The 22,860-nt window shown below is 64.4% G+C and carries 24 protein-coding genes; 3 read left to right on the top strand and 21 right to left on the bottom strand.

Annotated features, from left to right (window positions below):
* Nucleotides 1-136: 136 nt before the first annotated feature.
* From ACTOWK_RS07550 to ACTOWK_RS07640, 19 genes are all read right to left on the bottom strand, one after another.
* Nucleotides 137-925 (bottom strand): Hint domain-containing protein, encoded by a 789-nt coding sequence (locus ACTOWK_RS07550; RefSeq protein WP_441329571.1) that lies wholly within the window; start codon nt 923-925, stop codon nt 137-139.
* On the bottom strand, nt 925-3,420 hold the full coding sequence (locus ACTOWK_RS07555) for a phage tail-collar fiber domain-containing protein (RefSeq protein WP_441329572.1): 2,496 nt from the start codon (nt 3,418-3,420) through the stop codon (nt 925-927). The genes ACTOWK_RS07550 and ACTOWK_RS07555 overlap by 1 nt, the downstream gene beginning before the upstream one ends.
* 2 nt (nt 3,421-3,422) lie before the next feature.
* Nucleotides 3,423-4,043 (bottom strand): phage tail protein I, encoded by a 621-nt coding sequence (locus ACTOWK_RS07560; protein WP_441329573.1) that lies wholly within the window; start codon nt 4,041-4,043, stop codon nt 3,423-3,425.
* Nucleotides 4,044-4,050: 7 nt separating this feature from the next.
* Nucleotides 4,051-5,160 carry a baseplate assembly protein gene (locus ACTOWK_RS07565; protein ID WP_441329574.1) on the bottom strand — a complete coding sequence of 370 codons (1,110 nt, stop codon included), beginning with the start codon at nt 5,158-5,160 and terminating at the stop codon, nt 4,051-4,053.
* A complete protein-coding gene (locus ACTOWK_RS07570) occupies nt 5,157-5,450 on the bottom strand; it encodes a GPW/gp25 family protein (RefSeq protein WP_441329575.1) in 294 nt (97 codons plus the stop codon). Before ACTOWK_RS07570 ends, ACTOWK_RS07565 begins: the two co-directional genes overlap by 4 nt.
* Nucleotides 5,451-5,571: 121 nt before the next feature.
* Nucleotides 5,572-6,123, bottom strand: coding sequence for a phage baseplate assembly protein V (locus ACTOWK_RS07575; protein ID WP_441329576.1), 552 nt, complete (start codon nt 6,121-6,123; stop codon nt 5,572-5,574).
* Entirely contained in the window at nt 6,120-7,091 is a 972-nt protein-coding gene (locus tag ACTOWK_RS07580) for a phage late control D family protein (protein WP_441329577.1), read from the bottom strand. The genes ACTOWK_RS07575 and ACTOWK_RS07580 overlap by 4 nt, the downstream gene beginning before the upstream one ends.
* A 32-nt stretch (nt 7,092-7,123) precedes the next feature.
* On the bottom strand, nt 7,124-7,330 hold the full coding sequence (locus ACTOWK_RS07585; protein WP_441329578.1) for a tail protein X: 207 nt from the start codon (nt 7,328-7,330) through the stop codon (nt 7,124-7,126).
* The gene (locus ACTOWK_RS07590; protein ID WP_441329579.1) at nt 7,330-8,238 is read right to left on the bottom strand and encodes a phage tail protein; all 909 of its coding nucleotides are present in this window, start codon (nt 8,236-8,238) and stop codon (nt 7,330-7,332) included. The genes ACTOWK_RS07585 and ACTOWK_RS07590 overlap by 1 nt, the downstream gene beginning before the upstream one ends.
* Entirely contained in the window at nt 8,238-11,033 is a 2,796-nt protein-coding gene (locus ACTOWK_RS07595) for a phage tail tape measure protein (RefSeq protein WP_441329580.1), read from the bottom strand. Before ACTOWK_RS07595 ends, ACTOWK_RS07590 begins: the two co-directional genes overlap by 1 nt.
* 151 nt (nt 11,034-11,184) lie before the next feature.
* Complete coding sequence (locus tag ACTOWK_RS07600) at nt 11,185-11,496, bottom strand: phage tail assembly protein (RefSeq protein WP_441329581.1); 312 nt, start codon at nt 11,494-11,496, stop codon at nt 11,185-11,187.
* 140 nt (nt 11,497-11,636) lie between these two features.
* Nucleotides 11,637-12,161 (bottom strand): phage major tail tube protein, encoded by a 525-nt coding sequence (locus tag ACTOWK_RS07605; RefSeq protein ID WP_441329582.1) that lies wholly within the window; start codon nt 12,159-12,161, stop codon nt 11,637-11,639.
* A gap of 2 nt (nt 12,162-12,163) precedes the next feature.
* Nucleotides 12,164-13,588 (bottom strand): phage tail sheath subtilisin-like domain-containing protein, encoded by a 1,425-nt coding sequence (locus ACTOWK_RS07610; protein ID WP_441329583.1) that lies wholly within the window; start codon nt 13,586-13,588, stop codon nt 12,164-12,166.
* A complete protein-coding gene (locus ACTOWK_RS07615) occupies nt 13,588-13,791 on the bottom strand; it encodes a hypothetical protein (RefSeq protein WP_441329584.1) in 204 nt (67 codons plus the stop codon). The genes ACTOWK_RS07610 and ACTOWK_RS07615 overlap by 1 nt, the downstream gene beginning before the upstream one ends.
* Nucleotides 13,788-14,252 carry a Gp37 family protein gene (locus ACTOWK_RS07620; RefSeq protein WP_441329585.1) on the bottom strand — a complete coding sequence of 155 codons (465 nt, stop codon included), beginning with the start codon at nt 14,250-14,252 and terminating at the stop codon, nt 13,788-13,790. Before ACTOWK_RS07620 ends, ACTOWK_RS07615 begins: the two co-directional genes overlap by 4 nt.
* Nucleotides 14,252-14,689 (bottom strand): gp436 family protein, encoded by a 438-nt coding sequence (locus ACTOWK_RS07625; protein WP_441329586.1) that lies wholly within the window; start codon nt 14,687-14,689, stop codon nt 14,252-14,254. The genes ACTOWK_RS07620 and ACTOWK_RS07625 overlap by 1 nt, the downstream gene beginning before the upstream one ends.
* A gap of 6 nt (nt 14,690-14,695) precedes the next feature.
* Entirely contained in the window at nt 14,696-15,676 is a 981-nt protein-coding gene (locus ACTOWK_RS07630; protein ID WP_441329587.1) for a major capsid protein, read from the bottom strand.
* 12 nt (nt 15,677-15,688) lie between these two features.
* The gene (locus tag ACTOWK_RS07635; protein WP_441329588.1) at nt 15,689-16,060 is read right to left on the bottom strand and encodes a head decoration protein; all 372 of its coding nucleotides are present in this window, start codon (nt 16,058-16,060) and stop codon (nt 15,689-15,691) included.
* Between the two features lie 11 nt (nt 16,061-16,071).
* Nucleotides 16,072-17,127 carry a hypothetical protein gene (locus ACTOWK_RS07640; protein ID WP_441329589.1) on the bottom strand — a complete coding sequence of 352 codons (1,056 nt, stop codon included), beginning with the start codon at nt 17,125-17,127 and terminating at the stop codon, nt 16,072-16,074.
* A gap of 229 nt (nt 17,128-17,356) precedes the next feature.
* On the opposite strand from ACTOWK_RS07640, the gene ACTOWK_RS07645 reads away from it, so the two are divergent.
* From ACTOWK_RS07645 to ACTOWK_RS07655, 3 genes are read left to right on the top strand one after another with little or no spacing between them, the layout of a single operon-like run.
* Nucleotides 17,357-19,525: an XVIPCD domain-containing protein gene (locus ACTOWK_RS07645; RefSeq protein WP_441329590.1), complete on the top strand. Its 2,169-nt coding sequence runs from the start codon at nt 17,357-17,359 to the stop codon at nt 19,523-19,525.
* Nucleotides 19,525-20,439, top strand: a complete 915-nt coding sequence (locus ACTOWK_RS07650; RefSeq protein WP_441329591.1) for a hypothetical protein — start codon at nt 19,525-19,527, stop codon at nt 20,437-20,439. Before ACTOWK_RS07645 ends, ACTOWK_RS07650 begins: the two co-directional genes overlap by 1 nt.
* Before the next feature lie 11 nt (nt 20,440-20,450).
* On the top strand, nt 20,451-21,329 hold the full coding sequence (locus ACTOWK_RS07655; protein ID WP_441329592.1) for a hypothetical protein: 879 nt from the start codon (nt 20,451-20,453) through the stop codon (nt 21,327-21,329).
* A 172-nt stretch (nt 21,330-21,501) separates the two neighbouring features.
* Here the strand turns inward: ACTOWK_RS07655 and ACTOWK_RS07660 are convergent, their stop codons facing one another.
* Together ACTOWK_RS07660 and ACTOWK_RS07665 are read right to left on the bottom strand one after the other, a co-directional pair.
* A complete protein-coding gene (locus tag ACTOWK_RS07660) occupies nt 21,502-22,029 on the bottom strand; it encodes a phage virion morphogenesis protein (RefSeq protein ID WP_441329593.1) in 528 nt (175 codons plus the stop codon).
* The gene (locus ACTOWK_RS07665) at nt 22,026-22,859 is read right to left on the bottom strand and encodes a phage head morphogenesis protein (protein WP_441329594.1); all 834 of its coding nucleotides are present in this window, start codon (nt 22,857-22,859) and stop codon (nt 22,026-22,028) included. Before ACTOWK_RS07665 ends, ACTOWK_RS07660 begins: the two co-directional genes overlap by 4 nt.
* Nucleotide 22,860 lies beyond the last annotated feature (1 nt).

Genomic DNA, 22,860 nt, shown 5'->3' on the forward strand with positions numbered 1-22,860 from the left:
ATCGGTAGCCTTCGACCCGCCCGTGCGCACACGGCAGGGGGTCTTGGCCAAGACTCGCAGCTCCAGCTGCGGGTTGCGGTGGCGTCGGGGTGCTTCAACACCCCGGCGCCGCCCTCTTTACTGCCGCACGAAGCGGTTAGTTCTTCTGTTCGGGGTTGTGGCTCAGTACGCAGACACCGCCGAACGCCACGAAGAAAAAGTTGTCCACTTCCTCAACGTCGATGTTGGCCACCGCAAGCGGTTCTTCGATCAACCGCACCGACTCGATGCGGATTTCCCGGTGGTCGTCGGCCAGGAACGCGTCGCCCGGCCGTAGATCGGCCGCCGCCCGCCATCCCCACTGCGCGCCGCGAAGCACCAGGAAGACGTGCTCATACGTCGCGCGCAGGGATTCGTTGATGACGTAGTGGCGCGGGTACGTGCTTTGCAGGGCCATGCGCACGGTGACCGGGATCAACACGCCCTGTCCGGTCTGATCGCGCGGCAATTGCCAGTCGCGCCAGCCGGGTTCGGACTCGTCCACCATGCCGGGCACATACCAGCCCATCACCACGTCACCGGGGCGAATATCGCCCAGCGGCTTGCTGCCCTGATCCCACAGCAACACGGGCGTGTCGATCGGCAAGCAACCGCCGCCCCCGCCACCGCCGCCGGTGCTTACGCTGCCTCGCTTGGCGAACTTGTGCCTCAGGTCCACGCCGTCGGCGTCTACAAAACCGACGTCGACCTCCAGCGTGGTGCCACCCAGCGAGCGCGGATAGAAATAGTCCGACAGCGAGCGGCCACCGTCGCCATAAAAGCCCACGTCTGCGATCGGGGCAGCCGCACCGCGCGCATGGAACAGGTTCTCCACGTCCACATGGCCCCAATAGGTCGTGCCGGCGACCACCAGCCCGTTGACCTCGGTCATCATCCCGGTCGGCATCAGCGCGCACTCCGTTCCAGACGGGCCAACCGGCGATTGAGTTCGGCGATCTGCTTGAGCAGGTCTTCGCGATCCTTGCGGCGGGCTTTACGTTCCTTGCGTGCATCGACCAACAACACCGGCACGAACTCGGTGTAATCCACGCCATCCGGCCGGCCTTTCTCGTCCCGGCCCACCGCCTGCGGCAGGTATTCGACTACTTCCTCGGCGATGCCGCCCAGGTGACGCTGGCCATCGCCCTGCTTGTAGATAAAGGACACGCCCCGGAACTGATCGATGATCGCGCCGGTGTCGATGTCCTTTTCCAGCAAGCGAATGCCGCGCTTGACCCGCCGACTGGAGTTACGCCGGAAGGTCGGGGCGTAGACATCGCCCCAGAAGCTCGCGCCCGACAGGTTGGCCTTGCCGTTCGGATCGAAGTGACCGCTGTGCCACAACACAGCGCCGCCCCACACCAAATTGCCGCCGTCCCAACCGAACCGGTTGCCGTTACTGCCGAACCGGAAAAAACCGACGTTGCCATTCGTCGTGCTTTGCACGCCGATGACGTGGACCTCGCCGACGTCGACCAGACGGCAGTCATCGCCGATCTGCACATAGGCACCGTTGCCGGCGCCGCCCGCGATCAGATTGGCGGCGGTCAGGTTGCCCTTCGCCAGCACATTGCCCGTGATCGACCATCCCCAACCGGACTCTGCAAACAACGACAGATTCGCGCCGTCGCCCCAGCCGATGTAGCCACGTCGCACGCCCTCCTTGGTGAAGAACGCGACATAACCGGCGCAGCTGTCGTTGCCTTGGTTGAACGTCATCCAGCCGACGTCACCGTTCTTCACCTCAACCGTGCCGAATAGACGCGGATTGGTCGTGGGCGCCTTCGCATCAAGCGCGGATTGCAGGCCGCCGACGTCGGCAATTTTGTGGCTGTGATCCGGCAGATCACCGGCGCCGAGCGCCTGCACCTCAATCACGCGGCCCCATTGGTCGACGCGGCACTTCGCCCACCAGCCCGGCGCCGCCGCGTGCATCTGGCCCAGGTCGATGTTGTCGCCGTTGACCACGATGCGGCCGGGGGCGCCGACCACGTCGATCTGATTGCCGTTCTTGACCAAACCGCCGCCCGCGATCAGGTCACCGGCCCGGCCGAAGAAGCCGAAGTTCAATGCGGTGGTGCCCAACACAATCGCGCCGGTGGTCAACAGCGTCCAGCTGGTGCCGCCATTGAGCGTGCCGGCTTCGACGGCGACGTACAGCCGCGAGGTCACCTTGTCCGCGTTGTCGGCGTCGGCCGAGCGCGCCCAGGCGCCGGCGGTGACGACATACAAGCCGTTCTCGGTGGCGGCGGTCTGGTCCTTGGCCAGGATGCGGTCGCCGGCCACCAAGACCACGCCGTCGACTGTCTGCAGGCCGGTGAGCGCGAGATTGGCCGTGCTGGCCACGCGTACCGATTCCTTCGGGTCCAGACCCTGAATTTTGCCGTCGACATAGCTCTTGGTCGCGACGTGCCCGCCCTGCGTTGGCGCGGCTGCCAGACTGAACTGGCCGGCGGTGATGCCGCCCGCGACCGGAATCGCGTCGGTGATGCCGTAGCCGGCCAAGGTGCTGGGGTTCACGCCGGCGGTCACTTGGCCGCGCGCGTTCACCGTGACCTTGGTGTACGCCGCTGGCGACACGCCAGTCCGGCCGGCTGCCATTTCGAACGCCAGCGCGGTCACGCCGGGCGCGATCGCGCCGTCCGTGACCAACTGCCACAACGAATCGCCGTTGGCGGTGCCTTCCTCGATCGTGACGAACAGGCCGGGCGTGACTTCGATCGCGGCGTCGGCGTCGGCGGCACGCGCCCACGCGCCGGCGGCCGCAACATACAGGCCGTTCTGCACGGGGTTGGTCTGCGCGCGGACCAGGATGCGGTCTCCGGCCGCCAGGGCGACACCGTCGATCGTCGGCAGGCCGGTCAAGGCCGTTTGCCCGATCGTGGCTACCCGCGCCGACAGCTTCGCGTCCAGGCGGCCGATCTCCGCCATGATCCGGGTGTCGACGTAGGTGCGCGTGGCCAGAACCACGCTCGGATCGATCAGCAACGTGACGTTGGCGGCATTGCCGACCTCGCACACCGCGCGAACGTAAAGCTGTTTATTGGAGCCGCTCGACAGCGTCGGCTTGAAGCTCTCCGGGTACTTGCCGACGAAGATCAGGTCGCCGTCTGCGTCGAAGATGCCGACCTCGCGGACGTAGAAGCCGCCCACATCGTCCGGGATCACCAACTCGGCCACGATCCACGCGGGATTCGCGGTGTCGCGGTCCAGCCCATTGAGTGGTGCGCGGTACACCTCATGCTTCAGCGAGGACTGCGCTTCGGACGGGTTGTAGTAGGCGCCGTTCAAGCCGTCGCCGACCGCCATGTGGGTCAGCTGCAGCGACGTGCGGTTGGCGATTGCGGCTGCGATCTTGGCGCGGCCGGCGGCGGTGGCGAGGGTGTAGAACTCGCTGGGCATGATTACTCCTGAAACGGATAGACGGTCGCCGTTTCCACAGCCCACTGAGCGGCGCCAAGCCACAACGGCTGGCGCTGCTCAAGCACGGTCAGTTCATACGGCAGAACGGTGGTGACCTCGCCGCCGAACGTGGCACTGGCCAGGGTCGGGATCGGCGATCGGTTGGTGAGAAACAGACGCAGCGCGTCCAGATGCGAGCGAACGTTCTTGTATTCATCGATCAACGCGAGCAAGGCGTTGTAGGCGGCTTCGTCGATGCCGCGTCCGACTAGGTCGACCTCGACACGGAACCGGTACGGCTGGCCGCCGTACTCGAACCATTCGCGAATTCGACCGTCCAGGCCGAGCGTGACCAGCACTTGGTCAAGCGCCCAGCGGGTGCCTTTGTATCGGTGCAGTTCGATCGCGCGTTTGAGCAGTCGGCGGCGCGCGGTATCGGTGTCGGCAAACAGCCAGCCTTCGTAGCCCATGACGTGGAACTGCTCGCCCAACGCCGGCAATGCAGATGCGTCGACGGTGTCGATCAGGTAGACCAACACCGGCGTCAGATCGATACCTTGCAGGCGCGCGGCCAATTGAGCGATGGCGATCGAGCGCTCGTCCTGTGCCAGCGGCGGCGGCAACAACGAATCAGCCATTGACCGAACCCGCCAACGTCAAGGCGATGCCGCTGCAACGCGCCCATTCGTTCTCGGACAGCACGCGCAGCGCGGCGGGTTCGGCCAACCGCACCTCGTAAACCCCAGGCACCGACAGCGCGGCGATAACCTGGGTGGGCACGATGTCGCGGCCGAGTCCTGCCGCGCGATCGGCGGCGTACCGCTCAGCGGCCGCGCGGGCCTGCGCCTGGACGGTCGCGGCGTCGGTATGGGCGTACAGCGTCAATGCGGCCGCGATGGTGTAGTCCACCGGCACCGGTGCCCGCGCCTGTACGTGATCGGTCAGCGGCCGCACCTTGTCTGCCGAGCAGATCGCCTCGACCAGACTCAGCAGCGTGGCGTCGGGCAAGCCGGTCTCCGTCAACGGATACAGCTTTACCTCGCCCGGCACCGGCGACAGCACCGCGACATCAACGATCGCTTGGCTCGCCTTGAGGGCATGGAAGCGGTAAGCCAAGCGGCTGCCGGCATTGCTGAAGGATTCCGGACCCAATTTGATGCGTTCGCGCAGGCGGTCGTCGGATTCCTCATCAACGCCGCCGTTGCTGGCGCTCAGGTTGGCAACGGATGCCACGCCGCTCAGGGGCGCATCCAACCACTCGTTGAGTTTGCCCGCGCCCCAACCGTTGCCTGCCGCGCCGGCTTGCAGACACGTCGCGCCGCAATCCACGAACGCTGCGCCGACGGGCGCGGTAACGTCGGTGTCGGTCGCGAAGGTGACGTCGCCGCCGTCGGATTCCACCCGCACGCCGGCCGGCACCAGACGCGGCGCGGTTAGCGGCGCGGCGAACGTGAACCGAAGCACGGTGCGCGCGGCCTGAGCCGGCAAGCGAACCACGCCCACGAGTTCCCCGAGGTAGTCCAGAATCGGCGCGCGCGCAAACGCCACCAGATTTTGCTTGGCCGCCTCTTGGATGCCGACGCGCACCAGCGTTTCGCGATAGGCGAGCAGATCGACCCAAATGCGTTCGATCTGCGCCGGATAAAGCGTCTTGCCGGTAATGCGCTCGTAGTCCGCGACCAACTCGGCGGTGATGACCGCCGGGTCACGCTGGATGAAGTTCGGCTCGGCCGCGCTCACGGACGGAACTCGGTGCGTTGTTCGAGCCCGTCCACCGCTTTCCACACCACGGTCAGGACGACGCGGGCGCCTTCGGCCGCATGGGTCACGCGCAGCAACTGGCAGCGCGGCTCCCATCGCCGAATCGCGGTGACCGTTTCGCGGATCAGGTGCGGCAGCGCGCGTTGCACCGGCCAGTCCAGGTAGCGGTGCAGATCGGAGCCGAATTCCGGCCGATGGGGATCGCTACCGCGTGGCGTGCCGAGCAGGATACGGATCGCCTGATCGACGTCGGCGATGCCCTCGGCCAAGCCGACCCCGCGTAGGGCCGGCTGCCAATGAACGGAGGTGGTGGGCACGAGCGGCATAGGCGTAGCGTGCCCACCCGACCGCGCCTATCCCACGAAAGCGGTTTAGGGAAACCGCGTCACGTCAGTGCGTGTGATGGTTGGAGTTGCCGCCAGCGTCCATGACTTTACCGTCGCTGGTGATATCGCTGGCGCAGTGCAATTTGCCGGTCACGGCAACATCCCCGGTGAACTGGCTATCGGGACTGTCGATGACGACGCGGGGCGCTTTGAGCGTGGCCCGCGTAGCCGATTCCACCCACACGTCACCGACGGCGCGAATCGTCAGCCGGTGTTCGGCGCGGTCGTATTCGACGGTGCTGCCATCATCAAAGCGGATGTGATGTTTGTCCGCGCTTTGCACTGGCGGCGTATCGGCGTCGGAGTAGATCGCGCCCAAGCACAGTCCATCCTCGCCGCGCAGATCGAGCAGCACCGCGACGTGTTCGCCGGGGTCGGGCAACGCGTAGTGCTTATCGCGCAACGACTTCGTCGCCAGCATTGGCAGCCATGCCGTTTCCAGGTCGTCGTACTCCGGCAACCGCACGCGCACGCGTACTGCGCCTGCGTCCGCCTGGGTCACGATGCCGTAACGCAGGGTCGCCAGCCCTTCGCGCAAAGTCTCATCGAGCCTCATACGGAATCCTTGACCCGGCGCAAGTCCAGCGCGCAGGTGTAGCCCGCGCTGCGTTCGATCGTGTGGCGCGCGGTCGTGATGAGGTAGACGCCCGACAGCTTGCCGAGACCGGTCAACGCCACGCCGCTACCGGCCACCAGCACCGGATCGCCGGGCAACGTCGCCGTCGCCGTCGTGCGGTCGGCGTTCGAATCCAATAGGGCGGCCTCCGAGCGGGCCTTCGCGGTGTCGCGGTTGACCGAGCGGCGGGAGAGTTCCAGCGTGTCGGCGCTGGTGCCGCCCTGGTTTGCGGCGGTATCGCTGACCAGACGCCGGCGTTTTGGGTCGTGGTAACGATTGCGCGCGGCGACGTACACGCCTTGAATCTTGTCGCGGATCGACACGTCGATCAGATCGGCCGGCGCCAGTGTCCGCGCGACCTTCGGCCCCTGCAACGCGGCCAGGGCGGTAAAGACCAACCGGTCCCCTTTGACCTTGAAGGCGTAACCGAACTCACGCGCCAACCGATCGAGAAACTGTAGATCCCGCTCGTGGTATTGAGTGACGCGATCGATCTGCACAGGCCGAATGTCGCCGACCACGGTCAAACCGTTCTTACGGGCGATCCGCTCGGCAATCTGCGCCAGGGTCATGCCCTCGAAGGCGCGGCTGGCACGGGTGCGAATCGGTTTCGACACACCGGCGCCCAACGCCCGGATGCGCAGCGTCGCCGGCGGTTGTCGCGCCTCGATCTCATCGATCTCGAACACACCGCACGGCAACAGCGGCGCGCCCTCATAGCCCAATTCCAAGGTCAGACGGTCGCCCTTGCCGGGATACCAAGGCCCGAGCCAACGCCCGTCGGTGTCTTCCAGTTCGACCTCGAGCTCGTCGGACTCGCCGCTGAGCTGGTCGATAAAGGCCACGCGCAGACAGTACGGCGACACGTCGGACGTGATGTCCTTTTGCCCGTAGGTCAGACGGAACATCGGGGTCGGCACCGCCGCTGTCATGGCTCCACTTAGCGCATCCACGGCGGCAACTCCGTTTGCAGCGGCGCTTGGGTCACCACCGGAATCGAGAGCGGCACACCGGCCGGCAAGGTGGCGGTGATGGCGACATTGGGATTGGCCGCAATGATGCGTTCGTACTGAAGCGGATCGCCGTAGTACCAATACGCGAGCTGATCCCAGCGCTCACCCTCGGTGGTGACATGGGTCAGAAACATCACGGCCCCCGCACAATGAGGCGGGCCGCGATCGCATTGAGATTCGGCGCCGCGCCGTCCATCGCGGCGCTTGCCGAACCCAAAAGACCCACAGCGACGTCCACCGTTCCGGCGACATTGCCGACGTCGATGCGCCCGTCCAGGGCCGACCGCGCGTTTTGGACCGCCGCCTGCGCGACCTGGAGGGCCGACAAAACCGGCGCGGCGTCGGTGGTGGCGTCGGTCAACCGACCAAACGCATTGGCCCCACCGGCCAAAGCCGGCTCCGCTTGCTGCAGCGCCCGGGACAAGCCCGGTAGCTGACCGAGTGCGGCGAGCGGGTTCGAACGAAGCGAACTGGCGAAGCGCGCGGCATCGCCGGCCACTCGCAGCGCCGAACGGGCCTGCGTGGCCAGCGAGACCGCCGAGGTCATCGCCTGTCGAACAGCGGTAACGCCGGTAGCGCCCTGCACCAGCGGAGCGGTGGCCGCCTGCACTGCCGTCGTCGGCGGCAGCGACGGGCGCACCGCTGGGGGTTGAAGCGGCCGCGCGGGATCGCCGGTGAACTCCCGCAAGGTCGCCTCCGCGTCGGCCGACACAAGCGTTCCATCGCCCAGGGCGTGTTGCCGCGTTATCCGTAGGTCGGTCAGCACGTACCAGCCCATGAACTCGCCGCTTCCGAGCACCAGCGCCAACGCCTCATGCGCGGTCAGTGCCGCGCGCAGCTTCACCAGCTCGGCGGCCGGGTCGCAGAAATGCGCGTGGAAGGCCATACGCAGCGCCTGTTCGTCCAGGCGGGCACCGGTGTGCTGCAGGCGCGGCTTGCCGCCGATCAGCGCGTGCTCAGCAAACTCCGCTCCGGCCTGGGTATCCAATGCCTGCACGGTGGCCGGCGCTTCAAAGGCGATATCACCGAGGACCGCGTACATCAGAATCCCCGCCGCGTGCGATCGCGTTCGACACGCTGGAACCAGCGCTCGAACTGCTCGAACGACATTCGCAACGCACCGTCCAGATCGCCGCGCATCTGCGCGGGCGTACCGGCCGGGACATGGATTTGCGGGCTGTAGGTCAATTGCCAGCCGCCAGCCGCTGATGCCGGGGCCGCCATCGCCCGCGCCTTGGCGGCCGCAGCCGCGACGCGCTTCGCCAGCGCATCGGCGGCGCTGGCGGCCTGGGCGCTACGCTCGCGAATGCCGAGCGCGGCGCCCTCGGCGATGTTGGCGCCGTACCCCATGAACACACGGGAGGGCGAGCGAATGCCAAGCCGCTGAGTGAACCATCCGGTCACGCTGTTGCCGAGCCGCGTGATGCTGTCCTTCAAGGCGCCGGCCTTTTGCGTAATACCGCTCACCAAACCGTCCACCAACCGACGCCCGAACTCGGCGAACCGCTGCCACAGCGCGCCCAACCAGCCCAGCACCGGTTGGAAGGCGCGAGCAAACAGGCCCAGCGGCGACCACCGCAAGAATAATCGGGCCACGCCGCCAAGGCCGCCGGCAAACGCCTGCTGCACTTCGCCGACCATCGCAACGGCGGCGCTGCGCATCCCGCCGGTTGCCTCGACCACCCAGCCGATGCCGCGAACAAACAGGCGAATGGGAGCGAGGACGTAGCCGATCGCCGCGCCCAGCACCTGCCCGAACCGCTGGCCAGCCTGCGTCGCCCCGCGCAGTTCGGCCGCGCTCGACTTCACCGGCGTAAACAGCTCAGAAACCCAGCGCCATGCCGCCGCCAGCGCGCCGCCAATCGCAGTCCACAAGGGTTTGAGCGGCGCGGCGGCGTCCGCCAACACCCGACCCGTGGCCGCGAACTCGGCGAACACCGGACGCAGCGCCGTGCTGGCGCCCTGCCAAACACCGATCATGAAAGCCTTGATCGGCTGCCAGTACTTGTAGACCACCGCCGCTACCGTGATGACCGCGCCGATGATCCAGCCGACCGGATTGCTGCCGAGGAACAGGCGACCGATCCACGGAATGGCTTGGCGCAGCCCGGCCAGCAGCGGGCCGCGCAGGAATGCGCCAATACGGCCGATGCTGGCGCCCAAACGCGCCGCCGCGCCCTCGCCAAAGCCCAACACGCGGAAGAACGCCGTCGTACCGCTGCCGCTGCTGGCCAGGGCCAGCCGAAACAACGTGATCTTGCCGCTGATCGAGGTGAATAACGTATTGGCCGCATTGAGCGGCGACAAAATACCGAAGGTCCACACGGTCCGTAGCGCCAGCACCGCACCCTTCGCTGCCAGCAGGCCGCCGCCGAGCGTGACCAAGCCGCGCACCAGTCCAGGGTTCTTCTCGGCCCATTCGCCAAATTTCGCGATCGCCGGCTGCACCGATCGGACCAAGTCGTTGAATGCCGGAAGTAGTGCGTTACCGATGGTAATTCCGATATCCGCCATACCGATTTTGAAGCGCTTCCATTCTTGCTTGGACAGCTCTGCTCGGCTCTTCCAGTCCTTGCCTAGCATGTCCGAATCCGCGGCTCCTAACGCCCCTCGCTGGATATCGCCGATGCGGCTTCGATTCGCCAATGCCGGACGCAGGAATGCGAGTACCTGCATGTCCTGAAAGAGCGATCCGAGTTTGAAGGACTGCCCGATGCTTTGAAGCGCCTGCTCGCGCTGCGCTGCATCCTCAATGGACATCGCCTTGCGCAGACCTGCTGTCGCGCCGGGGCCCTTTGCCTTTAGATATTTGTCGATGATCTCGAGCATCGCCTGGATAGGCGACATTCCGGTCGCTACCAGCTTGTTGACCTGACCTTTGAGATCGATGCCGGCCTTGTCGAAATCCTTCAACGCGTCGGGCGAGAAAATCTTGTTGAGGAAGTTCATGAAGTTGTTGGCTGCCTCATCGGCGCTGCCAGCGCCCATCATCGCGACCTGGAGTGAAGCCCCGAGTTCGGCCACAGCTTTTTTGCCGGTCATGCCGACGTTAGCAATGGCCGGCGCAAGCTTTGGCAGCCAATTCGCCATGTCGCGGATTTCAAACGATCCCGCCTTGCCCGCAAACGCAAGAATATTGAGCGTTGCTTCCATGTCTTTAGCCTCAATTTTGAGGCTGTTCTTTGAAGCGACGATGACCCGGCCCAGGTCATCCATGCCGGCGCTAGTTGCCGTGGCGGCCTTGCCAAGCAGCGGAATGTAGAACTCCAAGTCTTTGACGTTCTGGATATTGTTCGCAACAAGGACGCCAGTTCCCCGGGCTACTTCTTCCTGCGTCTGAATCCAACGACGTGCGGACTGACGGATCAGGCCGCCGACGTGTTGCTCCTCAGCGGCCGTCATCTGCCCGGTGATTCGAATGTCCCGCAGTTGCTCTTGGAATGCGCCAGAGATGCCAAGAGATTTCCAGACCGGTGCGGCAAAAGCGACCGACTGTGCGCCCAGGCCGACCCAACTCGCGCCTAACTCCCGCCGTTGTTCGCCCAATTGCTGACCGCGTGCGATCGACGCGGCCAGCCGTTCTTGCTTCGCACGAACTTCATCGATGGTGCGGCCAATCCGCGCGTATTCGCGATTCAGGGTTGCCAGCGATCCGTCAGACAGGAACCGCATGCCGCGCTGCATCGACGCGCCCAGATCGTTCTGCTTGCGGGTCAGGGCTTCGACCTCGCGTCCCAAACTGCCGACGACCGTCTTCGCGCCGGCGAAGGCCGAGCGGAACGCGCCGTTCACGGTCGCCCCGATGATGACGCCGATCGCCAGTTCGCGTGTCGCCATTGGTTTCTAACTCCCCTGGGCCTTCGCCCTGCGTTCTATTTCCCGGATGGCGCGTTCGCACCACTCCTTGAAGTCCTGAAGTTCCAGCGCGTCGATCTCACTCGGCTGAAAGCGGTAAACCAGGACCAACAACTCGGCGCCGTCGAATAGTTCAGCCGGCGGAGGGCACGCGCATCTGCCGAAATCGGTCCTGCAAATCCTCGTAGTCGGCCATATCCATGTCGTCCAGGTCTTCCGGCGTCAGCCCGCAGGCCAAGGCGATGGCTGCCAGTTCGACCTCGCTGGCGGTCTTGGCGTCGCGCTGGGCTTGCTTCATGTCCCGGACCTTGAGTCGGCGCGGGGTCAGTACCGACACCGGGGCGCCGGCGGCGGTTCGGAACGGAAACCGCAGCGTCAGCGCGGCGGGGGCCGTGGTCGGCTCTGCCGGCGCGGTGGTGGGCGGCGTGGTGTCGTTGGACGTCATGGCGGAACCTCAGCGGGAATAGGCGGCTACTGTCTCGCCGGCCGGCCAGCAAGTCCGCTAAACCGCTTTAGAACTCTGCGGGCGCGCCAACGAAAACGGCCCGCAATGCGGGCCGTTGTGGTTCGGAGTGTTTGGCGCGATCAGCCGCCGATGTTGGCTCGGTATTCGGCGAGTTGGTCGACGCCGGCGACGCGGAAGATATTGGCGAAATAGTCCAGTTCCAGCACTTCTCGGCCGTTGATGACTTGCTTGACATAGGTAGCCGTGAACGCGCTACTGAATTCCGCGTTCTCATGTTGCTTGAACGTGCCCAACGGCAGCTTCTTGAACATCACCGTTAGGAAAGTAACGAGCGCGGATTGTTCAAGCCGCCCTTGAGAGTTATAGCTCTCGACGTTGGAGCGAATTTGCAGCTGGGCGGCCTTAAACGGGTTCGCCACGGTGCGGCCGACGTCCTCGTAGAACGAGTTCCATTTGACCTCGCCTTCGAGTTTGTCGAAGCCGGACGGTAGTTCCACCTTGCCGATCATGCCCAGGCCCTTGTGCTCCTGCATGAGCGCCGAGATGTCCGGCAGCTTGACCTCTTCCGCGCGTCCCAGCAGCGAATTGCCATTGACGTACAGATTGGCGTTGGTGATGCGGTTGATTTGAATCTTGCCCGGCATGGTCAGCTGCCCTTGAAGTTAGCGAGGAACTCGCCGGTGATCTCGGTCTCGTAGGTGAGACGTTCCATCGGCGGCGGCGGGGTATAGCGGTAGCTCAGCAACAGATGGCCGGCCGCCAGTTCGGTGTCCGGGTTACGCGCCGGATCGAACCAGCACTGGAAGCCCAACAGCGCACCGTCGCCGATCAGCTTGCGGCCGTAGCCGTTCGCGGATTCGGTCAAGCTATCGATCAGTGCCTGGGTGATCGGCATGTCGATGAACTGCTGCGCCGCCAATCGCAACGACTCGTTGATCAGGTCGCCGGTGCGGCGCACGTTCTCGAAATTGCGCAGGTGGGTGACGGTCGGGAATGCGGCGGTGCGGTTGCCCCACAGCAAGAAGCCGGTGCCGAAGCTGTTGAAGACAGTCGTGATGCCGACCTCGTTCAACAGATTGACCTCCGACTGCGGATCGGAGAGCAACGCAGACAACGGCCGTTCGAGCCCTATGACTCCCGCCAGCGGCTGATTGGAACTGGACCGCCAGAAGCCGAACTCCTGGTCTACCCAGGCACGCAGTCCGGCAGCACGCTGGGACATCGGCTCCAGGCGTTCGGTGTTGGTCGCCGGGTCATAGACCTTCACATGCGGATAGCACAGGCGCAGTCGATCGCTCGCCGTGTTGAAGTTGATGGTGCCGTTGGGGCCGCGCCCGGCGATCGCCTGCTCGAAGGTCGTACCGATCGGCGCGTCCACATACGCGACCGCTTCCAACTGCCGCGCCAGTCCGTCCAGTTCGGTCGCGACGCTGGCCTGGGTGCCGTAGGCCGGTGCGATCAGAATCTTGGGGCTGAAACCGAAGGTCTGATAGGCATCTTTCAGCGCCAGCAAACCGGTGCGCAGGCCGGCGGCGTTGACCGCGCCGATGATGTCGGCCGCCGTCACCCGGGCCGGATCGGCGAACTCGTAGTCGATCGCCACGTCCGCGCCAGCCGCGATGGTGCCGTTCTTGATGCGGGTAATCGCACCCGAGGCGCGATCGACCGTATAGTCCACGCCAGCGGCATACGTGGTCTGACCGTTCTTGCTCTTGACCGCCACGGTGATCAGCGCGGGATGCGCGGTGGACAGGCGGTCACGGGCATCGAAGCGTTTGGCCTCGGCCACGATGCTGGACTTGTGAATCGTCGGATCGAGGACGTTCACCACCAGCACCGTACCGACGCCATGGTCATAGACCGCGTCCAGCGCTTGCGGGATGGTGAAGCCCGGCCATTGCGCGCCGAACTGCGCCGCATCGCGCTCGTTGAGCGTCAACGTCAGTGCACCCACGGGGCCGGCGGGAGCGGTGCCGACCAAGCCGATGACAGCGCTCTTGATCTGGCGGACTGGGCGCGGGCCGCGCTCAATCTCGATGGTCTCGACGCCGTGCAGAAAGTTTGCGGCCATCAGGGCGTGTCCTTCTTCGGTTCGGTCTTGGCGATCGGAGCCTTGGGCGCCGGCGTCAAGCGCTGCTGCGCAATCAATGCCAGCGTGTATTCGTGGGTCTCCGGCAGTTCGACGTCGCGCTGATCGAACAGCATGACCTCGCGCGGTTGGCCATCGATTATCAGCGTCACGCCGCTGGTCGGGCCGCTGTAGCGGTATTTCATCGGGTTTCCTCGTAGTAAGGGCGAATCAGTCGTGGCCCGGACTCCGGGGTGGCGTCTTCGACCGACAGGGTGTGGGTGGCCAGATCGAGGGCGTAGCTCCAATTGCCCTCGATCTGACCGGCGAACTTTTCTCCGATCGCGCGGGTTTTCCGGCAGTCCGGCGGGCGGTAGCCGATCAGGCACCTGCGCGCCTGGTCGAGTGCATCGATCGCGCCGTCGCGGCCGTTCAATTGGCGGAACACCAGGGAAACAGTGACGCGCAGATCGCGCGGCTGAGCTACGAACTCGGTGTCGTTCGTTGGATGGAACTGACTGCCGGCGTAGGCCACCAGGAACGCACCGGCCGGATGGTTCAGCCGGTACGCGCTGACTGATTCCGGGAACAACTCAGCGGCATAGCCGGGCAAGCCGCTGCGCAACCGTTGAAGGTAGGCGTCCAGGATGTCCCGGGTGCTGGCCATCAGTACCGATCCAGCACTGATGCGGGAAAGGTTTGCCGGCGTGCGCGCACCTTCGTTTGCCCCGGCTCCGGCGCGGCGGCTTGCGTGTCCGGGTGCCCAATCGTGACCTTGCCGTCGCGAATGTCCTTGAGCAGGTCCATCCCGCCCTTGTAGGTGCGCACCACCGCGTCGGGCAAGTCATTACCTTCCGGGCGGCGCGCGTACAGATCGTGCCGCGCCAGATGGATCACCACGTCCTTGATGACGGTAGGCACCGGCGCCAGCGGCAACACATAGCGACCACGTAGGTAGGCGTCGACCAATTCCTCCGCCGCGTCGATTTTGCTCTCCACGACGCTCAGATCGGGTGCTTCCGCGACCGGGTCGTCGTTGGACAACTCGATCAGCGTGCGCGGCGGAATGGCCCGCTGCAGATCGGCGACGGTGCAATAGCGCATCTGGGCTCAGCCCACCTTGAGCTCGATCAGTGCGCCCGGCGCGAGGCACAGCGCGAGCGGATTGGCCTGGGCTTCCAATTCCCAGCCCTTGCCCAGCCGACGTTCCTCGGCCTTGGCATAGAACGCCTTGCCCAGAGTGTTGACGGCTTCGTTGTAGTTGGCCGGCGCGTTGTACATCTTGTAGAGCCCGCGCGCGACCGGGAACAACTGCGCCACGTCTTCGGGGATGAAGCGCTGGTTGCCCACGGTGACGTCGTATTCGATGAATTCGATACCGCCAAAGGTGAAGCCGGAACGCTGATCGCCGCCGAGGCGATCCTGCGCCGCCTGCCAACCCTCGAAGGCCGCCTTGACGTTCTTGTGCGAGGTCAACGCATCGAACCACGCCGGGCCGCAATACGCGCGGAACCCGGTCACCAGCGTCGCGCCGACTTTTTTCTCCGAATAGCGCTTGGCGTCCAGGCACGCCTTGCGCACGTCGGTTGCTTCGTTGGCGAGCGCGACGGTGATCGACTTCTTGGCCACGCCGAACTCATCGAACAGATCGAGGACCGTCGAACCGTCCGCATCCAGAATCTTGCCGCGCAATGCGCCCACGCGCTGGAACTCGCGGGTGGCGTCGATGCTGTTCTTCAGCCGTTCGAGTTCGTCGTTGATCACGGCGGCCTGGGCTTCGACCGGATTCTCGGAGCCGAACGAGGCGATGCTCTGCAAGTCCACCGGCTGTACGTTGCCCGACAGCGGCAGATGCAGAGTCTGGAAGGTGCGGCGCGTGCGGCTGTTCTTGCCGGCGGGTTCGGGATCGGCGTTGCGCGAGATGTTCGGCACCAGCACCAGCCGGCCATCGCGCTCATCGATGACGACCGTGGTGTCCTTGATGCCCTTGTCTTCGAATAGGCCGCTCGCGCCCACCTTCGTCGGTACCGGCGGCAGGCGGTTGATGGCGTCGGTCAACGACGCCGTGGTGAACAGGTCTTGCAGGGTCATGGATTCGGTTCCTTAGAGGACAGCACGCGCGACGATGCCGCGCGCTTCGAGTTCGGCGGTGGCGGCCGCCTTCTGCGGCGCAGTGATCGCGCCCGGCCAGACCAGCGCCGCCTCGTTGACGGTCGCGCCGCGCGCCACGACGGTGCCTTTCCGGGTGGATTCGCTGGCGCGGAGTGTCTCGGCCAGAACGCCATACGCCTTTTTGGCGGCCGCGTTGGCCGATCCCGGATCGAGCGGCTGAAACACGCCATCGACCAGCGCGAGGACTGCGCCGAGTGGCACTTCCGCGCCGGAGGCGAATCGGCCGATTTGCTTGGTCCAGCCGACTGCGACCTCGGTCAGCAGCAGATCGGACAGGTTTTTGGGTTGCGTGAACGCGGTCATGTTGGCTCCAGTCAGCGCGTGCGGTGTTCGCTACGACGCTGTGCGTCGGCGACCAGGGGATTGAGGGCGGCGTCTTTGACGGCGGCGGCCGCCGTCGCGGTCTCGCCGAAGCTCAGGCTTTGCGGCAGATCGGACAGCAACGCCTTGAGCGCGTCGGCCAGCGGTTGCTTGGCCTCGCCTTCGCCGAACTCCAGCGGCTGCTCGCCGCCGGTCGCGTGGTCCAACAGCGCGATGACGGTGTCCTTGTGCTTGGGCGCCAACCGGCCGCCGGTGATCAGCCCGTCGGCGTAGTTGAGGTGTTGGGCGTGTTGGGTCTGCTTCGCGGTGGCGGCGGTGCCGCGTTCGAGTTCGGCGACGCGGGATTTCAACCGCGTGTTCTCGGCCTCGATCGCGGCCTTTTCTGCTGGGGTCACGGTGGTCTCCGTTGGTGTGATGGTGGGCGGATCGCAGAACGCGACGTCGCCGGTTTGGGATTGGGCGGCTTCGCGCAGAGACTCGATCAGCCAGTTCGGCGCGGTCGCGTCGGCTTCCTCGGCGCCGAATTTGGTCAGCATCCAATCGCGCAAGCGACGGAACAGATCGGCGCTGTAGCCGTGGGCGTAATCGCCGAAGTGCAGAACGCCCGATTCGTCGTCGGCAAACTCCACGCGGCCCTGCGCGAATGCGCTGAGGTCGGGGGCTCGCATGCCCTTGTTGCCCGGCGCGGCCGCGCCGAGAAAGCCGACGTGGCGCAGGTAGTACGTGCCCGGCACCGGATTGCTGGGCGAATCCGGGTGATAGAAGCTGCCGCTGAGCGAAAGCAGGCGGCCGGCCTCGACGGCGTCCGCGAACTGCGGGTCCACCTGGGCGGGCAACCCTTCCAGCGCCCCGTCGATGAACGACAGGCCGGCGATGTGGCCGTAGGCCAGATCGTCGTGCTTGGGGTGGCCGATCACCAAGGGGGCCCGATACTTCTTCGGGTCATAGGCCTCGGCCGACCGGCGCAGGTCGTCGGCGGTGAATTGGGCGGCCTGCCCGTGCATGTCGGTCTTCAGGCCGGGGGTCATGATCTGTAGCAGCTTGCTCATGGCCGCTATGTTCCCGGGCCGGCTTCCGCCTTTCCCCTAAACTGATTTAGAGATTGCGCCGGGCACCCACGTAGCGCGGCGGGCTCAGAAAATGCGGCGATAAGTCACATTTCTAAGTCGAGCACCCCGCCACGCCAAGAAAACGAGCCCCCTGATATCCTCAGCCCGAGGCTTACCGAATAGGGACATTCCAATGGCGACAACCCCAGGACGGGTCGATACCCGCGATTTGGCCGCACTGCTGGCGGCCACCGATGAACAAGGCCGCGTCGACCAGCTCGCGTACGAAGCCGAGCGCCTGATCCTTCACAACCGCCGCGTCGGCGGCGTCGACGCCGCCGGCCTGGTCAACGACCTGCAACGCTCGCCCGGCTTCCGGCAGTTCGACCGCGACGCCTTCTTGGGCGCGATTGATAGCCGCCTGGAAACTCCGGCGGAGAAACAGCGGTTCGCCGGCGCACTCGACGCGGCCAACATCACCGACAGCTATTTGGAGCGCCAGGGCGAACGGCTGGCCGAGGCTGCAACGGTGCTTCGTGACGAAGCGGCCAAGCGGTTCAAGGCGGCGGACCAAGCGCTCGAAAACCTTCGCGGAGAGGGGCAGCAGCATCTGCGCGGCATCGCCTCCGACCCCGACGCCAGCAGTGGCGAGCGCGCGGCGGCCGGCGCGGCGTCCGTCATGCTCGGATTTCATCAGTACCAGACGGGTATGGCGCGCGGCGCGCTGAGCCATGCGGCCCGCACGGTCGGCGACTTCGTTGACTTGGCGCAGATGGCCGACCGTCTGTCGAAAGACCCGGATTACCGAAAGGTTATCGTCGGCATGGCGCGCATGTATGCCGCCGAGGTCATGGACGATCCGAAGAAGCCGTTGACGGACGCGCAAGCAGCGGCCACGGACGCGATGGAGAAGTGGGACAAAGGCTTTCGGGAAGCGGAGGCCAGAGGCACCCAGGCCGAGTATCTGGGTGGTGCCGCCGGCGTGGTCGGCGTGGAAATCTTGGCTAATGTCGTGCCGGGCGGTGCGCTGGGCAAATTCGGCAAGGCCGCCAAAGCCGTCGATACGCTGTTGCCCGCCGAACACGCGGTCGAACTGTCCCGGCTCGGTGAGGTCGTGCGCGTCAACGGCCCGGACATGCAGGTCCTGGGTAAGGCCGGCGAGTTGGCGCGCGGGGGGCGCGAACTGGCGGGCGACACCGCGCGAGCCGCTGAAACGGCCGAGGCCCTTCAGAAAATCGCAGAGCCGTTACAGCAGATATCCAAAGGGCTGAAGCGCGGCGGTAGTGAAGCAGCCGCTGCCGAAGATATCGCAGAAGGTTTGACCGGCATGGCCCGCCGGAACGGCGACCTTGAATCGTTCGTCAAAGCCGCGCAGATGACGGACAACATGGATGGTCTGCTGCGAAGTGGTCAACTCAGCCCGAAGGAACTGGGCGAGGTCGCAAAGCTCGACGCAACCATCTTCAAAAACGAGGCCCACTTTCAAGAGGCCATGAACTACAGCCTGAAGGGCGTAGACCTCAGCACCCTCAAGCAGAAACACCTAGGCGACATCGGCGAGGCCATTCAGACCTACAAGATGGTCGAACAGGGCTACACCGAGATTGTTTCGATCAAGAATAAGTCTGGCCAGGGCATCGATGTCGTCGGTCGTAATCCCGAAAGTCAAAGCCTTGAATTTTTCGAGGTGAAGACCTCGGCCAAGGGCAAGGCCGTCGCTCAAAACATCGATGACCCCGGGAAGTTCATTGGCGAAAGACTTGAAAAAGCCATCATTGCTGACGGGCAATGGGCGCCGCATCGGACCATCGAAGGATTGCCGCAACTCGCGACGGCCATCCAGAAGGAGGTTTTCGACCAAGCGACCGGAGAGTTCAAAGCGCAGGCATCCTGGGTTCGAATAAATCTCAGCAACGAACCTGGTTCGCACAAGCTTCGTATCGATAGTCACCAGACCGATCCGTGGGTGAAGAAGGATGCCAAGCAGGCAGAACTGGGGCCGGATTTCGACTACCTACGCAATTCTCAAGAGTTCCAGAAATATCACGAAGCGATCGCGGCGGATGGACGATGGGATAAGCGCGAGACCGACAATATGTCCGCTGCGCTGTTGCGCGAGTACGCCTCAGACACCCTCACGAAGAGCGTTGATCGCGTGGCAATTGCGACTTCACCAGCTACCGGAGAGACGACCGTTTTTTCGGTTTACTCTCCACATGGTGATCGCGGCCCCCATTTCGAAGTAAGGGTTAACGCTGCGCAGGCCGCGCAGGAGCCGGCAGAAAAGAACTTGGCGCAGGTGGAGCAGCTGAATCAACAACAGGCTTTGGCTCAACAGCAGGCCCAGCAGCTCGGGCCCGACAGCCCGGGCCAAGGCGGCCCCAGGATGACGATCTAATGGCAACAAGAAACGGCAAGCTTCCGGTGCCGCTCGGCTGGCATCCATCACTCAAGAAGGCATTCAACGATGCTGATCTTTGGTGTCAGAACTACATGGTCACTAAGGATCGATTGGGGGAGGGTCTCGCCACGCTGCGGCACGAACTTGATACGACTCGCCCTTTTATTCCCGCCATTTCGACACTGCTTGTTATCGCACACGCTTATGCGGCGCAGTCTTGCGCGAGGGCTTCGGTGGTTGACCCTAGCGTTTGGTCCGCCGCCTTTAATAACGCCATAAACTTCCGAGCGCTCGACTTTCGCAAGCTGGCGAGCCTCTCGCTTCCGCACGCACATCAACCGGTTTTTGCTTTTTCCGCCAGCATGAAGGCGGTAGGCCCCGCGCTTCTATCTCAGTGGTCTACGGCTGAAATTCTGGCCAAGCTGCTGATATCCGTTGCCGAAAAGGAGCTAAAAGTCAGTCCTTCTAAGAAGACGAAATGGCAGAGAGGGACACACGATGCTTTTCTAGTGCACCTGTTGTCCGAGGCATTTTCTTTGCCGACTTCGTTTGAGTCGATGAACCCGATCGTGCCTGAATACGCTGAGCTTCTCCAACACTGGCGAACCGAAGACGCTGCCAACTTTCGTAAGGTAATGAGCGTAGCCGCTGAGTTCCACATCCTCAGAAGCGGGGACAGTACCGATCGAACAGAGTACGAATTTGACTACACGTTTGATCGAATTTATCCGGCCGAACTACTTGCCGTGCAAGCGATTCGCCGGCGGGACGGCCTGCCGGAGTTCGAAACCGGCCACCTGCTGATCGATAAGCCCTGGTCAATGATCCGGGATATAGAGTCAAGCGTTCCGCATCCGCTGGTCGTGGAGACTGAAGCGATGCTTCGTAGAGACCGCCCCGATTTTCGGTAAAGGACTTACCCATGAGCAAATCCGCAGATCGAGTCGACACCCGCGATGTCGCGGCGCTACTTGCGGCCACGGACGACCAGGGGAACGTCGATCCCATCGAGTTCGAGGCCGAGCGGCTGATACTCAGGAACCACCGAGTTGGCGGCATCGACGCTGTCGCTATGACTGACGAATTGCAGGCGGCCGCCATCTTCCAAACGCCTGAGCGCGCGGACTTGCTGGAGGCCATTTTTGACCGGCTGGAAACCTCCTCCGAGAAGCGCCGTCTAGCTGCGGCGCTATCAGCGGCGGGAATCAGCGATGCTTCTGTGAAGCTCCACGATGGTGCCGCGTCTGAAGAAGCGGACGCCAGCGATTACAGCGCCGAAAAATTCGAGCAGGCGCTCAACACATGGAGCAATACGGGCCGAGAGTGCTTGCGTGTCATCGCGAACAATGCCGATGTCAGTCGCGCCGAACGTAATGCGGCCGACGCCGCGCTATCAGTGCTTGGGGAGCAAGAAACGTTGCAGAGCGTGGTCGATCTCAATGAAGCCGCTCGAGCAATCGGTGGCTTCGACGATCTCGCTCGGATTGCTTTCCGGATCGCGACGTGCCCCGACTGGTACAAGATGATCGTCGGGCTGGCCAAACTGGACGCGATCGAGGCGGCAGACGAGCGAGGCAAACCGCTTAGTGAGCGCGGGCAAGCCGCCTCAGATGCCTTGGATATGTTGAAGATCGGCTTGACCGAGGCGCGGGCGAAAGGCAGCGAACGCGATTTTCTCGGTGGTTTCGCGGGCATCGTTGGCGTGGAGCTTGTCGTTCGTCTGGAGCCGGCCGAACGCCGTGTGAAATACGGCAAGTCGCTCAGAGCGCTGGAGTTGCTCCTTGGCAAATCGAAGGCTTGAGCGTTCGCTGTAACCCACACCATCGAGAACTTGTGCGGTCCTCGGCCTGTGCCGTGGCACTGCTGCGTTCGGAATGCTCATGAAAAGCTTTGCAAAGCGTTTTTGAGCGCATCGCCACCCCGTCGTGGTGGCGTTGCCGCGATGTGCGCGTGGACGCCGCTTAGCGCGCGTCCTATTCGATCGCGGTCGTCAGGTGCCGAAGCAACGTGTCGAGCACGGCACGCTCGGTCTCGGGCTGTAACGTGCCATCGGCTTGGAGCGGTAGATACGGACGGGCCGGCAGTTCGACCTTGCGGCCACGCCCAGCCTTGCCGCCGAGTTGCTGGATGGCCGCATAGACCTTGTTGCTGCCGATGACCGCCGTGTGGGCGTCGAAGTCGGTGGTAACCGAGGCGGCAAGCTGGCCGCTGTCCTGCAGCAGGGTGAAGTTGCCGGCGGCGGCCTCAATCGGCTTCCGGCGCTTTCGCTTGCCATCCAAGCCGCTGTTAATCCGATCCGCGCGCCGCTGCAGCGTCACCTCGGCCAAGGGCGTCCAGTCCGGCCGCCCTTGCGCTTCGAAGTTCTTTTCGGTTTCAGCCGCCAGGGTGCCGGCGATCTTGCGCATGGCTGGGGTGCGATCCAAACCCGCACGTTCCAATCGATCCAGGGCCTGGATCACTCGCCCGTCGTCGATGCGGGCGTCTAGCCATTTATCCGTCACGGCGCGAGCTCGCGCTCGGCCAATGCCCCAAGGTCGCCGGTATAGCGTGCCGCGCTTGCTGACCATGCGCCGGTAGCGCCGGGGTTGTAGCTCCAACCCACGCCCGGCGATATCACCGTATCCCGTCCCGTTAACGGATCACGGGTGCGGAATGTGGCGACCTCGCGCAACTCACCGGTGCGTCGCGAAACCAGTTTCTTTGCGGTGCCGAGCCGGCCTTGCGTGTCGGTCACACCGGCGGCTTCGGCTTCGACACGGGTCATCGCCTGCACCCGGCAGCGGCAGCCGAAGTCGTTGGGCGGGTAGTAACTGCGGAAGAAGTCGCCGTCGATCGGGGCCACCGTACCGTGCAAGCTGCGATGTTCCGGTCGCGTCTGCGCATCCATGACCGCGACATAGCGGCCGTAGGGCCGATCATCGGCATTGGCCAACTGCTGCTGATAGCGCCCGGCCTGATAGGCGGTTTGTAAGTTAGTGCGGTAGATCGTCCACAGCCGCCATGGGCTGCCGAGTTGCACGCTGCGCTCCTCGCCGTTGGGGGCGGTAACGGTCTTGCGCCCCCACCAGCCCTTGCGCTGAAGGACCGGAGCCAATTCTTTTTCAAACCAGCGGAAGCTTTGCCCGGACTCGACGGCTTCGGTCACCGCATCGCGGATGTCTTGCAGGATGTCCAATCGCCCCACCTTGGCCACCGTGAACGCCTGCGCATGGGCATCCTGCCAAACCTCTTCCCAATCAAAGCTGATCTTGAACCCTTTCTTCCGCAGCATCGCGATGGCCTCTTTCGGAGGCAACGCCATGCAAGCGGCCAGCGTGGTGGCATCGGCCATC

Source organism: Lysobacter sp. CA196, assembly GCF_052078695.1.
In the GTDB taxonomy this organism is placed as follows: domain Bacteria; phylum Pseudomonadota; class Gammaproteobacteria; order Xanthomonadales; family Xanthomonadaceae; genus Lysobacter.